The following is a 13,392-nucleotide window of genomic DNA, read 5'->3' as shown; positions in this document are numbered from 1 at the left end:
TTGGACTACTGTCTGGTGGGATGGTTTCTACTAGCCAAGGCGTGGGTGCCTATGAACGACGTAGCAGCATGATTGCATCCGTAATTCCTTGAGCATTTGTGTCCAGCGTTTCCATTGCTGCAACTGCGTTGGCAGGGGCATCTACCGCACCGTTTTCTAAGAGCCAATTAGTGACCTCTTCAATAGCCGCACATATCGCATGTTGGTTGTGCAGCAGCAGTGTGAGCGCATCGGCTGCAGCTATATTCGCTTGAGAACTATCTGGCATCGGTATCTTCCTTGAGTAATTGGTGCGGAAGGCGGTAAGCAATCACATCAGCGATCATTGAGCGCAACAGCAAGGTCATTGGTGGGGGAGACAGATTTGCTGTCGTTGTGAGGAGGCGGAGTGAGCTATAACACGTTCATACTCAATCCGGTTGAGCGTGCCCTCCTAGAATTTTGAATGCATTGTCTAGGTCAACGGGAGCCCCATGCCAATGCCGGCGATTAAAGACTGCGCGTCCCAGGGTAATTTGATCCGCAAGTTCGGTCTCCTGCGCAAAGAGTTGGAGGGCAGCACGCTCGTAATGTTTGACATGTCCAGTGGCGGAAAATCGCGAATGTCCCGCTGCCCCGAGTTGAACACTTCAGCGTCGTGATCGACTTCGTGCCGTATTGGTCTGCCTCTCCCGACGCTCAGCCGTTTAGACGGTTGGGGGGAAGTGCGCAACTTCTTGCGCACTCGAATGTGGATAACCATGTGGACACATCCTTACAGCCCACGTAATCCGTTCTGTACAGACGAGTGCGCAACTTCTTGCGCACTACTGCGCAAGAAGTTGCGCACTTCAGACCTAAAATCCGAGCAAAAAACGTGCAAAAACGCGATCCATTGCGGCTTCATCCCCGGCTCCCGGGGACTTTACCAAAGCTGGCACGTTCCTTGATTGAAGCGCAAGCACCCACCGGGCGATTTCGCCTCAGGGCACTCTGAATTTCCAGCAAGGAGCACACTCATGGCTACACCAGCGTATATGTCGGTTACCGGCGAAAAACAAGGTCTGATCACTGCCGGCGCGTTCACCGCTGACTCCGTTGGCAACACCTACCAGGAAGGTCACGAAGACCAGGTCATGGTTCAGGCGTTCAGCCACGACGTGATTATCCCGCGTGACCCGCAATCCGGTCAGCCAACTGGTCAGCGCGTTCACAAACCAGTTGTGATCACCAAGGTCTACGACAAGGCTTCGCCGCTGCTGCAAGCCGCTCTGACTTCCGGCGAGCGTATGAGCGAAATCGTTATCCAGTGGTTCCGTACCTCGGCTCAAGGCACCCAAGAGCACTACTACACCACCAAACTGGAAGACGCGATCATCGTCGCCATCAACAACAAAATGCACAACTGCCAGGATCCAGGCAATTCGCACTTCACCCACCTGGAAGAAGTGCAGTTCACCTACCGCAAAATCACCTGGACTCACGAAGTATCCGGTACTTCGGGTTCCGATGACTGGCGTGCTCCAGTCGTTTAATTACGGCTGATTGATGCACTTGCCTGGGCTGGCGCTGCTGGCCCAGGCGTTCAACCAATAAAGAATTTTTCACCAATAGCCCACCAACGGGCTGTTGCGCGTCGCAGCATTGTGCGAGGAACAAGGGATGTTCTCACCGGCTAACCAGCCTCATTTCAACCTGACTGTCGATGGCGTGGAAAACGATTTCCAGGTCTTGTCGTTTACCGGCCGGGAGGCACTCAACACCCCCTTCGAATTCGAGCTGGAACTGGTCAGCGAAAAGGCTGCGATCAACCTCGAAAGCGTGCTGCATAAACTGGCGTTTCTTCAGCTGTCGCCGACCGGTACTGGCATTCACGGGCTGGTCTACAGCATCGCCCAAGGCGAGGCGGGCAAGCGTCTGACCCGCTACAAGATCATCCTGCGCCCGCAACTGGCCTACCTCGCGCACCGGGTCAATCAGCGGATTTTCCAGCAGATGACCGTGCAGCAGATCATCAGTCAGGTGCTGGAAGAACACGGCATCCTTGCCAGCGATTATCACTTCCAGCTCAGCGCGATTTACCCCGAGCGCATCTACTGCGTGCAGTACGACGAGTCGGATCTGCATTTCATCCAGCGCCTGTGCGAGGAAGAAGGTATTCACTACCACTTCCAGCACACCGCCAGCGGCCACAAACTGACTTTCGGCGATGACCAGACGGTGTTCCCGAAACTGGCGCCCGTGGCCTATCAGCAAGACTCCGGACTGGTCGCGGACAAACCGGTGGTCAAGCGTTTCGGCCTGCGTCTGGCCACCCGCACCAGTCGCACGACGCGGCGTGATTACGACTTCATCAAACCGAAGATCGAGCTGGAAAGTGATGCCAAAAGCAGCGCCCAACCGGACTTGGAAGATTACGATTACCCGGGTCGATTCGTTGATCGCGAGCGTGGCAAGCATCTCGCCAATCGGGCACTGGAACGGCATCGCAGCGACTATCGTTTGGCCGAAGGCAACAGCGACCAACCAATCCTTGTCACCGGGCATTTCCTCGCCCTGACCGAGCACGCCAACCCGACATGGAACGACCTGTGGCTACTCACTGAGATCTTCCACGAAGGCAAGCAGCCACAGGTGCTGGAAGAGTCGGTCACCAGCGACACCACGGACAACAAGGACGATTTCCACCAGGGCTACCGCAACCGCTTCAGCGCGATCCCTTGGGACGTGCCGTACCGTCCGCCGCTGGATCACCCGAAACCGAAAGTCCTCGGCGCGCAAAGTGCGGTGGTGACCGGCCCCGAAGGCGAAGAGATTTATTGCGACCAGTACGGCCGGGTCAAGGTGCAGTTCTTCTGGGATCGTGAAGGCAAGCACGACGACATGACCACCTGCTGGATGCGCGTGGCGTCGAACTGGGCAGCGCAAACCTTCGGCTCGATCAACATTCCACGGGTTGGCATGGAAGTGCTGATCAGCTTCCTCGAAGGTGATCCTGACCAGCCGCTGATCACCGGTTGCCTGTACCACGGCGCGAATCTTCCGCCGTACAAGCTGCCGGATTTCAAGACCCTGGCCACGGTCAAGAGCAAGGAATACAAGGGCAGCCGCGCCAACGAACTGAGGATCGACGACACCACCAGCGAGATCAGCATCGCGCTGCGCAGTGACCACGGCGCCAGTGCGATCAACCTCGGCTACCTGACGCATCCACGCCCAAGTGGTGGTCAGCCGCGTGGCGAGGGTTTCGAGTTGCGCACCGACCGCCACGGCGCAGTGCGTGCCGGTGCCGGTCTGCTGATCACCACCGAACCGCGTCCAAACGAATCCAAACATCACAAGGATCTGCCGGAAACCGCCGAACGCCTCGCCACCGCGAGCGATCAGCAAGACGGTTTTGCGGTGCAGGCCAAGGAATTGCAAGCGCAGGAAGCGGGCGATCAGGACGACGTGGCCAAAGCCTTACACGCCCAGCATCAAGGCGTGCTCGGCAGTGGCCCGGCGAACATGACCGCCAATGAGTTTCCGGAATTCACCGAGCCGCATCTGGTACTGGCCAGCCCGGCGGGCATCGCGCTGACCACGCCACGCTCCAGCCACATCGCCACCGGCGAACACCTGGCGTTGAGCAGCACCGGTCACACCAGTCTTTCCATCGGCAAGCGTCTGCTGGCCAGTGCCAGTCGCGGCATGCGCCTGTTCGTGCAAAGCATGGGCTGGCGTCTGGTGGCGGCGTCCGGTGACATCGATGTGCGTGCGCTGAAGGACAGCATCAATTTGCTGGCCAAACTCAACATCACCGCCAATGCCGACCGCATCACCATCACCGCCAAGACCGAATTGGTAATACAGGGCGGTGGCAGCGCCACGACCTACAACGCCGGCGGCATTACCCACGCCACCAGTGGCCCGTACACCGCGCATGCGGCGAACTTCGCCTACACCGGTGCCAAGAGCTTGGCCGGCGTGTTCCCGGAACCGCCGAAACCGGGCAAGGGCAACCTCGAACTGTTCAATCAGTACGCCGGGCGCCAAGGCATCAAGGAAGGCGATTACGAAGTCATCGACGCCTTGGGCAAAAGCATCAAGGGCAAGCTCGATGCCAAGGGTTTCGCCAGCGTCTCTGGTGCCGCACCGGGGCCAGCGCGGGTGTTGTTCGGCAAGGATCCGGCGGACACTTGGAGCGACGGCAGTTATATCGGCAAGCCGGAATGGCCGTTGAATCCGCCAGGCGCGAAAGACGTGCCGAGTCAGGTGCAAGCAATGGTTGCGCAGGTATTGCCAACGAAGAACTGGGACATGCTGGATAAGGGCAAGGAAATGGCACAAACAGGGATGAGTGCGATGCAGACGGCAAAAGGCGCGATGCAAACGGCGCAGCAAGTGAAAGGCGTTGTGCAGGGTGGAGTGGCTGGATTGCCGAAACTTGCGAGTGCCGCCATGCCGAGTGCGTCGAGCATCCTTGGCGCCGCCAGCAAGGGCGGCCAACTGCCGACGCTTCCCGCGCCAACGCTTCCAAAACCTTCCTTGAAAACCCCGGGCCTGTTGGCGGGTGAGATGCTGTCATGACCACTGAAATCGTAAAACGTGAAGCTCAGGTTGCCATCGTTCCACTGAACGCCATCGACATCAAGGACGTTGCCAGAAGCGCGGCGACCTTCGATGCATGGCTGCAATCGGCCAGTGGTGGTGTGGTCACCCTCGACCGGATCAAGAACGTCGCCGGCGCCTTGCCGGTGGTCGGCAACATCATGGCGTTGGTCGATGCGCTGGGTGATATCGTTACCCTGTCCAACGCGCAGAAACGCGACCTACTGGCGTGGGCCAGTCTGGGCATCAACCTGATCGGTGTGTTGCCACTGCCACCGGCCATGGCGGCGGCACGCATGACCTTGCGTCCGACCCTGTTTCTGGTGCGCCAGGAGATGAAGGCCAGCAGCAAGATGTTGCTCAGTGCATCTGTGATCGAGGTTCTGGTCGGTCACCTGAACGCCTCTATCATCGGCACCCTCGACGACTTTGTTGAACAGGCCAAAGGCAAGTTGCCCGGGATTCTCGCGGACGCCGGCAAGCTGGGTGAGGACGCGATCAAAGAGATAGCCAAAGGCCTTGAAGCGGTCGCCAATGGCAAGCTTGATGCCAAGGGCGATCTGAATGCGGCCAGCGCACAAACGAGTGCGGCGGTCGATCAATTTAAGAATGATCCGCTTGCCTCAATCGGCAATATTTTCTCGGCTGCCAACAACACCTTAAAGGCCGCCGGCAAAGGTTTGGCCAATAGCGCGGCCGACAATTTACTGCCCGATGACGTAAAAAAAAGGGTGTCCGCCGAGACTGCCAAGCTGCGCGCAATGGGCCCGGAACTGCGCACCCAGTTGAGTAAGCTTGACGATGAGTCAGTGCAGAACTCCATCGGTTGGTTGCTGCTGATCCTGTCGAGCGCCGTCACCCTCTGGCGCAAACGCAACGCCCATGGCCAAAGTGCTGGGGTCAAACCTAACAAGACCAGTCAGGCCAAGCACACGGCCTCTGAGGGTGGCCTGGGTGCAAACAGTCAACAGGCCCCGGCAACTCACGCCCCCCAGCCGAAGAAAAACTGCGCCTGCTCCAGCACCCGACACAGCATCAATTTTGCTCTGGGTTCAGAAAGTCTCAGCCACACCGACATCAGCCTGCCGGGGCCGTTCCCGCTGGAGTGGACACGCACCTACAACTCACGCCTCGACGCCTACGATCAGAGCGAGATGGGCGCCCGCTGGATCAGCGAATTCACCACACGGTTTGACTGCGTGGACGATGGCTTGACGTTCTACGGCTCCGATGGCCGCGACCACAGCTATCCGCTGCCCAAACTCGGTCTGTTTCACTACGACGCCATCGAAAACATCACACTGGTTCGTAGTGGCGAAGACCAGTTGCTGTTGTGCCGTGGCTTCGAACGTAAGGAAACCTACGTCCGCCATGGCCAGCGCTTTGTGCTGACCAATATTTCGCTGCGCAACGGCGCCGGAATCATGCTGCATTACGAGCATCGGCACGGCGAGCACTCGGTGCTCTCCGACCTGATCACCTACCAAGAAAACGACATCAGCAAGGTGCACTTGCATCTCGGCACGATGATCGACGATCACGGCCGGCTGATAGGCCTTTGGCAAATCGTTGACGGTGCTCCACTGCGACAACTTTGCGCTTACCAGTACGGAACTGATGGCGACCTGATTCAGGCGCGGGATGAGAATGGCGCAGTCTGGTCGTATCAGTACCAACATCACCTGATTACGCGTTATACCGACCGCACTGGTCGCGGCATGAACCTTGAGTGGGACGGCCAGGGTGCCAAGGCCAAAGCCGTGCGCGAATGGGCGGACGACGGCAGCTTTGACACGAGTCTGGAATGGGATGAAAACATTCGCCTGACCTATGTCACCGACGCGCTCGGCAACGAGACCTGGCACTACTACGACATCCTTGGCTACACCTACCGCATTCGCTACGCGGATGAGCGATCTGAATGGTTTTTCCGCGACGATGCCAAGAATGTCGTGCGTCGCGTGAATGCCGATGGCAGCACGGATCGCTACTTCTACGATGAGCGCAGCAACCTACTCGAACATATTCGCGCCGATCACACCGTACTGCATTACGCCTACGACGATCAGGACATGCTGATAAAGATCAGTGATGCCGAGGGCGGGCAGTGGCAGCGCACCTATGACGACCAAGGCAATCTGGTCGAAGCTGTCGATCCGCTGGGCAATAAGACCGAATACGCCTACAACAAGGCTGGTAAACCTACCGCAATTAAGGACGCCAACGGCAATGAAAAGACGTTGGATTACAACGACGCCGGGCAACTGGTGGAGTACGTCGACTGTTCGGGCAAAACCAGTGCTTGGGAGTACAACGAACGGGGGCAGATGATCTCCTTCACCGACGCCGCTGGGAACGCCACCGAGTACGAATACAAAGCCGGGCAGTTGTTGCTGATCAAGCACCCGGACAAAACCGAAGAGCGCTTCGAGCGTGACGCCGAAGGTCGTTTGCTGGCGCATGTCGATGGGCTGGATCGCTGCACCACTTGGAGCTATACCGCTGCTGGGTTTATTGCCGAGCGTGTGGATGCGGCAGAGCAGACGCTACGTTATCGCTGGGATCGCTTGGGACGGTTGCAGGCACTGGAAAACGAAAACGAACAACACGCGCACTTCCGCTACGACCCGGTAGGTCGTCTGCTGGAAGAGTCCGATTTTGATGGGCGCACCACCCGTTATCAGTATGATCCACTCACTGGTCGTTTGGCCCAGTCCGCCAATGGCGAGCGCGTGATCGCGCTGAGCTTCGACCCAATGGGACGATTGACCGAGCGTCGCGCGACCTTAGGCGATCAGTCACAAAGCGAGACCTTCGCCTACGATGGCAACGGTAACATGCTGCTGGCCAGCAACGCCGACAGCCGCCTGCAATGGTTCCACGACCCGGCTGGCAACCTTCTGCGCGAACACCAATACTACCTCAGTCTGGAAAAATCCAAGGTTGCGATCTGGCAGCACGAGTACGACGTGCTCAATCAGCGTGTTGCCACTATTCGCCCAGATGGTCACCGCGTCAGTTGGTTGACCTATGGCAGCGGCCACCTGCTCGGCATGCGTCTGGACGAGCATGAACTGATCGGCTACGAGCGCGACGACTTGCACCGCGAAGTCGCCCGTCATCAAGGCAATCGTCTGATGCAAACCCAAAGCTGGGATCCGGGTGGACGTTTGAAGGAGCAGCTACTAGGGCGTGGCGATGACAAATCGACACTGCTGAAGCGCGAGTACAAATACGATGCTGCCGGCCAACTGACCGACATCAACGACAGCCGTCGCGGCGCCCTGGCCTATCGCTACGATCCCGTCGGCCGACTGCTCAGCGCGGTGACACGCCAAGGGGTAGAAACCTTCGCCTTCGACCCGGCGAGCAACCTGCTCGACGACAACGCGACAGAAATTCGCCGCCCGCTGGAGCTGACACCACCGCGCAGCAAACTGCTCGATAACCTGCTTCGTGAGTACGCCGGCACTCACTACGACTATGACGAACGTGGCAACCAGATCCAGCGCTGGCACAACGGTCAGCGTAGCGATCTGAAGTGGGACTTGTTTGACCGGCTCGTGCATTTCGAAGATCCACGCCTTGCGGTCGATTTCGCTTATGACGCACTGGGGCGACGCCTGCGCAAAAACTCTCGCGCTCACTACAAACAGCGTCCTGAAGCCGGCTCCCTGTGGAACCGCAACGAACACGCACGCAAGCAACGAGAGCTGGGCTGCGGTTTCACGCTCTACGGTTGGGATGGCGACAACCTTGCGTGGGAAAGCAGTCCCGCGCAGGCCGATGGCGAGCCTGGGCGCACTGTTCACTATATCTTCGAACCAGGCACCTTTGTTCCTGTGGCTCAGGCATTGACGCACAGCACTATCAACTTGATGGGAGTGCCGAGCTCTGACGACGACTACAGCCTGGATGATGATCCGCTGTGGAGTCACTCACCGGTGCCCTCGCCGATTGATATGCTGACGTGGTATCAGTGCGACCACCTAGGCACGCCTCAGGAACTGACGGATCAGAAGGGTGAGGTTGCGTGGAGTGCCCAGTACAAGGCTTGGGGGGGTATTCGGGAGCAGCGTTCCGTATTAGCGCAGCAGCAAGGATTGACCAACCCTGTTCGGTTCCAAGGGCAATACCATGACCATGAGACACATCTGTATTACAACAGACATCGATACTATGATCCGAACATAGGGCGTTTTGTCAGTAAGGATCCTATCCGCTACGCAGGTGGTTTGAATTTTTATTCATATGCTCCAAATCCAATACAGTGGGTCGATCCGCTCGGGCTGGCTCGAGTTAAAGGAATAACTCCGAACAATAAAGGAACTCGTACTGATATTGGAGGGGGGAAGCTTCCGGATCCAGCTGTAGGTTTAAGCACATCCGCAGGAGGAGGTGGTGCTCACCACCACGTCGTAGCTGAGCTTTACGAGGATCATAAAAAACCGCGTTCTATCTATCATGGACAATGTGGAGAGGCTGACGCACTCAGCAACATTGCGAAGAAACACAATGTTCAAACGGTTGATGAGTTAAAAGACCTTATGGAGGGCTCTACATCAACCACTACAAGAAATGATGGTAAAATGATGCCGTTTTGTCCCTCGTGCTCAGGGGTTATGAGCAGGCTTAAAGTAAAAGATGGAGCAGTATGATGATTGATAGCCTTGAAGTTAAAGAGTTTGATCGTCTTGAGGATGCGTTAATCGAAGCGAACGTATCTTTCGGCGAAATGACACGCCAGTACGCTCGCTATTTACTGAGTCTGATTGATAGTGGTGTGCTAGCTACCATTTCGGACTCTAAGTTAAAGACGCTGATCCCATATATCGAAGAAGGTATTCTGCGAGAGCGTATAGAGAACGATGGTGATCTCCGAGAAAAGCTTGCGATAGAACTCTGGGAGATAGAGGCGCAGCACGGTAAATCAGATCAGAATTTTGCAAATCTCATACGTTGTGTAATTTTTTGTTTTGGAACAGAAGATGGCTGGATTGAGGAGGGAAGCGATACAACACCAATCTATCTTTATTTTCTGGTTCTTAAAAAAATTCTGCCTGATATAAGGCAAGGCTTTATTAAAAGCTTCAAAGACTTTATAGCAGACCGAAGGAAAATCGATTGAGGAGTGGCTTGATGAAACCGGACACCATTTAGGCGAGAATTCTGGCCAAATAGAGGTATCTGATGACCGGTCAACGCTGTTCTTTTTTCGATGAGTTCGAATGCGAGGCTATCTACAAGAATCTCGATGACGATGATGATGACGAAAGGTTGTTGAGCTGGTGGCTCGAAAACTGACGATCCCGATTCACCATCGAAGGGTATCGGATCGATAAGCAAGGAGTGGCTGTGAGCGAACAAGAGCAGAGATATCCCAGCGCTGTCCAGAACGCGGTATGCGAAAAATACGGGATGTCAGTGCTTCCGCCAGAGGACATGGTCGCTATCGCCATCGGGTCGCTGGGAAATACACCCATTTACGGCACACGCATTCGATTGCCGGATGGGGGGAATGTCAGCTGGTTCATTCACTGCGGCACGCATTCGACAGCGATAGATTTTTACCAGCCTATTTGTATTGAGCATTTACCCGACATGCTACCGCTGGTTATGAAGTATCTATGTTTGCCCACGGGCGCAAAATTCATCATCGATATCCAAGGGTACGAAGACGTTTGGATGGCTGAGTAACTTGGTCAAAGGAGTGACAACATGAAAGACGCAATCCGCTTGGGCGACTCCACCACACACGGTGGCAAGGTGCTCGAAGCTTTCTCCCATACCGACCTCAACGGCAAACCGATTGCCGGGGTTGGTCACAAGGTCAGCTGCCCGTTGTGCAAGGGAATTTTCCCGATTGCCGAGGGCAGTAGCACCTACACCATCGATGGTGTACCCATCGCGCTGGACGGTATGAAAACCGCCTGTGGTGCTGCGCTGATTGCCAGCGGCCCGAAAGGGGCGGTTGTCAGCTGAATCAATATTTTTTGCATTGATTGCCTATCTCCATGGCGCGGGCTCCCGTCGTCCGTTCCATGGCTGAAGCGCGAATGAAGTCGTTCTTTCGGCATTGTCTGAATGTAGATGCTTACTACCCAATCATGAGCTTTATATGCTGAATTCGAATTATGTTTTTAAACGCCTGTGGATTGCATGTGTCGCAGGTGTTTGCTTCTGTAGCACGAACGTAGCGCAAGCGCAGCCAGTTGACGCCTATCAGAAATTGGATACTGCTGTGCTTCAATACGCGTATTCAAAAGAACAGAAAGACCTGGATAGCGTAAACAAACTGCTTGCAAGCGGCGCGAAGCCTGACGCGCTTATTCTATGGCATGCAGCTTATTACAGGAGCCCAGTGCTGGTAGATCGGCTTCTCGAGTTTCCTATCGATGTCAATCAACCAATCAGCGATAACGGTGAAACAATATTGTTATCCGTATTGGGGCATATGGGTGATACAGAAGACATGAAGGACTCAATGCCCATTGTGCAGAGCCTGATCAAAGCGGGTGCCGACATCAATGTGATTGCTCAAGGCGGAACTAATACCCCGCTTATTGCGGCCGTGGGCATAGAAAATTCGTCTTCGGTCGAAGTGACTAGGTTACTTCTGCAGGCAGGTGCCGACGCCCGGATGCTGACGCCTCAGGGGTTTTCTCCATTGATCGGCAAAGGTGCGAACAATCTGGAATTGATCAAGCTATTGATCGCTGCCGGTACCGATCCCTATGGGGTCAGCAAGGTCGGTTCAACCCCGTTACATTACGTTTGCGAGCGCGCCTATGCGTTGAACGATCAACCGGATCCACAAGCTGCACAGCGGATTGCCCTGCTACACAAGGCTGGCACTTCCGTTGATGCTTTTGCACCTCAACAACAGGCATGGCCTGTTGGAACTCCATTGCTGGAAAGTGCAATTCGTAGGAACCCTGATTGTACGGAGGCTTTGCTGGCTGCCGGCGCTAATAAGGATGCACCGGCGTACCCTCCAGAGTATGTGGCACAAGATCCAGATGCGAAGGGGCAGACCGTCCGTCAAAACATACTCAAATCAGTAAAAGATGTACCGGATTTGTATTCTGAATCCATTATCAAGTTGTTCCAGTAAAAACAATCAAGCCAAACAGAGCTCAATGCTCTTTGAAATTTAAAGGAATAAATATGAAGATCGCTTCTTTGATTCTCGCCATGGCAGCAGCTTTCGGCGCCTGCTCCCTCGCCCACGCAGAAGGACAGGATGCCGCCACCCTGAAAGGTGTGTACGACAACGGTCGCAACATGTCAGGCCTGATCAAAGGCTGTGTCGACAAGGGGATCCTGAAAGCAGACAGCGCCGAGAGCGCCAACAAGATGGTCGCTTTTGTTGACAAGATGCCAGGTGATTTCGATAAGCGTGACGGCGACAGGAACGAAGATTTTGGCCGTAAGGGGAAAGCGCTGGTCAACGGGGAATACAAGAACCTGGAAGGCAATTTGCCGCCGAACATCACTCTCAAGCAATGGTGTGAGCAGGCTGATCAGGGCATGCGTCAAGGACTGAAGCGTATGGGGCTCTGACCTAGACAGTTCTGAAGTCCAGCTTTGAATGACGCCCGCTGATCGCGGGCGTTTTTCGCTAGCCCACAAGCGTAGAGTTTTTTGTCGTTTGGCGTCTTAAAAAATTGCGGCAGGGGAGATGGCATCGTTTCTTCGGGCAGCGCCCGGCTGATTATTTGACGGTAGGATAGCTTCTGAAGTAAACGTCTGGGGTGCCTGAGGTATTACTGGCATAACGCTGAGGAATGTGGCGTTACTCCAGCTGGTTATAATCAAAATATGAGCCTTTTGAGGGGGTATGCAAGCAACGTTAGCTGACATCGATAGAGATGGCTGGGAGTTGGACGACGCCGAAGCCATCCACAATGAGTTCCCTACAAGCTTTTGGCTCCCACCGAGAGATGCTAGAAATAGTCTCCAAGCACAACAGCTTGTTAAGCTGATTTTTAGAATCGTTGCCACCGATGAGCGCGGAGCAGAAGAAGTCTGCGTCGAGCGCATGTGGGTTATCGTCAAGGGTCGAGTCGGAAATCTGTATGTAGGGCAGCTCGATAACGCCCCTTATTGCACTGATAGGATTCAGGCTGGTATGGAGGTCTGCTTTCTGCCAAATCACGTTATCTATATTTATGAAGAGCGGTAACCGTAGGGAGGGCTCGTAGGGAGTACGCTGACCCAGGTAGGCATACCCACTTAACCCGCTGGAGTGGCCACACTCCTTGTTCACTGTAGCCTACAATTTTGTTTCAGTTTCAAGTCAGCGCACTCAACGCAGTGCGCTGTTTCAATCCCCCCAACTAACCTCACTAAGGGTAGTGGACGATGCAGATAACCCTAGACGCAGTCCGTGAACAGATGCGTGATGCAGAGTCCATATTGCAGCAGCTTGACCTAACGCTAGAGGCGATTCGCTTTGACCCGTCTGTTCCCGCCAGTGTCGCAGCGGCTGCCAAGCAAACATCGGCGGTAATCGATTCGCACTTAGCTGGATTTAGGGGCATCCCGGTTCTTGCTCCGTTGGCAGATCAACTAAAGATCCAATACCTGGAAAACATCGACAAGGTCGTTGCGCCCAAGAGCGCTCAGCTTCAGGCGGCCAATCCGCCTGCCAGAGTTTGGAGTATTCTTCAGGGAAGCAGCAAAGCCGAATACTAAACTCGGCCCTTGCCATGCTTGAGCAGTAGGCGGCAACGCGAAGTGCGATATTGCAAAGGGCAGCGTCGAGAAGCCAATGCTTTGTTAAGCTCAAGTGCGCCGTGGCCAGAGGCGCTTGAGTATCAA

At 55.3% G+C, this 13,392-nt stretch carries 11 protein-coding genes; 10 read left to right on the top strand and 1 reads right to left on the bottom strand.

Annotated elements, in window-relative coordinates; translation table 11 throughout:
- Window positions 1-49: 49 nt before the first annotated feature.
- Window positions 50-268: a hypothetical protein gene (locus tag ACP7BN_RS10900; RefSeq protein ID WP_426203952.1), complete on the bottom strand. Its 219-nt coding sequence runs from the start codon at window positions 266-268 to the stop codon at window positions 50-52.
- Window positions 269-998: 730 nt separating this feature from the next.
- On the opposite strand from ACP7BN_RS10900, the gene ACP7BN_RS10895 reads away from it, so the two are divergent.
- The 10 genes from ACP7BN_RS10895 (at window position 999) to ACP7BN_RS10850 (ending at window position 13,266) form a co-directional block, all read left to right on the top strand.
- Window positions 999-1,514, top strand: a complete 516-nt coding sequence (locus ACP7BN_RS10895; protein ID WP_007919523.1) for an Hcp family type VI secretion system effector — start codon at window positions 999-1,001, stop codon at window positions 1,512-1,514.
- Between the two features lie 127 nt (window positions 1,515-1,641).
- Entirely contained in the window at window positions 1,642-4,548 is a 2,907-nt protein-coding gene (locus ACP7BN_RS10890) for a type VI secretion system tip protein VgrG (RefSeq protein WP_426203949.1), read from the top strand.
- On the top strand, window positions 4,545-9,227 hold the full coding sequence (locus ACP7BN_RS10885) for an RHS repeat-associated core domain-containing protein (protein WP_426203948.1): 4,683 nt from the start codon (window positions 4,545-4,547) through the stop codon (window positions 9,225-9,227). Before ACP7BN_RS10890 ends, ACP7BN_RS10885 begins: the two co-directional genes overlap by 4 nt.
- Window positions 9,227-9,697 carry a hypothetical protein gene (locus ACP7BN_RS10880; protein ID WP_426203946.1) on the top strand — a complete coding sequence of 157 codons (471 nt, stop codon included), beginning with the start codon at window positions 9,227-9,229 and terminating at the stop codon, window positions 9,695-9,697. Before ACP7BN_RS10885 ends, ACP7BN_RS10880 begins: the two co-directional genes overlap by 1 nt.
- Before the next feature lie 227 nt (window positions 9,698-9,924).
- Window positions 9,925-10,266 carry an immunity protein Imm33 domain-containing protein gene (locus ACP7BN_RS10875; RefSeq protein ID WP_426203944.1) on the top strand — a complete coding sequence of 114 codons (342 nt, stop codon included), beginning with the start codon at window positions 9,925-9,927 and terminating at the stop codon, window positions 10,264-10,266.
- A gap of 21 nt (window positions 10,267-10,287) precedes the next feature.
- Window positions 10,288-10,551 (top strand): PAAR domain-containing protein, encoded by a 264-nt coding sequence (locus ACP7BN_RS10870; protein ID WP_426203942.1) that lies wholly within the window; start codon window positions 10,288-10,290, stop codon window positions 10,549-10,551.
- Between the two features lie 136 nt (window positions 10,552-10,687).
- Window positions 10,688-11,683: an ankyrin repeat domain-containing protein gene (locus ACP7BN_RS10865; RefSeq protein WP_426203940.1), complete on the top strand. Its 996-nt coding sequence runs from the start codon at window positions 10,688-10,690 to the stop codon at window positions 11,681-11,683.
- Window positions 11,684-11,736: 53 nt separating this feature from the next.
- Complete coding sequence (locus ACP7BN_RS10860; protein ID WP_426203937.1) at window positions 11,737-12,132, top strand: hypothetical protein; 396 nt, start codon at window positions 11,737-11,739, stop codon at window positions 12,130-12,132.
- Window positions 12,133-12,409: 277 nt separating this feature from the next.
- The gene (locus tag ACP7BN_RS10855; protein WP_426203935.1) at window positions 12,410-12,754 is read left to right on the top strand and encodes a DUF2314 domain-containing protein; all 345 of its coding nucleotides are present in this window, start codon (window positions 12,410-12,412) and stop codon (window positions 12,752-12,754) included.
- 179 nt (window positions 12,755-12,933) lie between these two features.
- Complete coding sequence (locus ACP7BN_RS10850; RefSeq protein ID WP_426203933.1) at window positions 12,934-13,266, top strand: hypothetical protein; 333 nt, start codon at window positions 12,934-12,936, stop codon at window positions 13,264-13,266.
- The last annotated feature ends 126 nt before the right edge of the window (window positions 13,267-13,392 follow it).

The sequence above is a fragment of the Pseudomonas sp. TWP3-1 genome (genome assembly GCF_049896625.1).
In the GTDB taxonomy this organism is placed as follows: Bacteria; Pseudomonadota; Gammaproteobacteria; order Pseudomonadales; family Pseudomonadaceae; genus Aquipseudomonas.
This window is presented reverse-complemented; position numbering and strand designations above follow the sequence as displayed.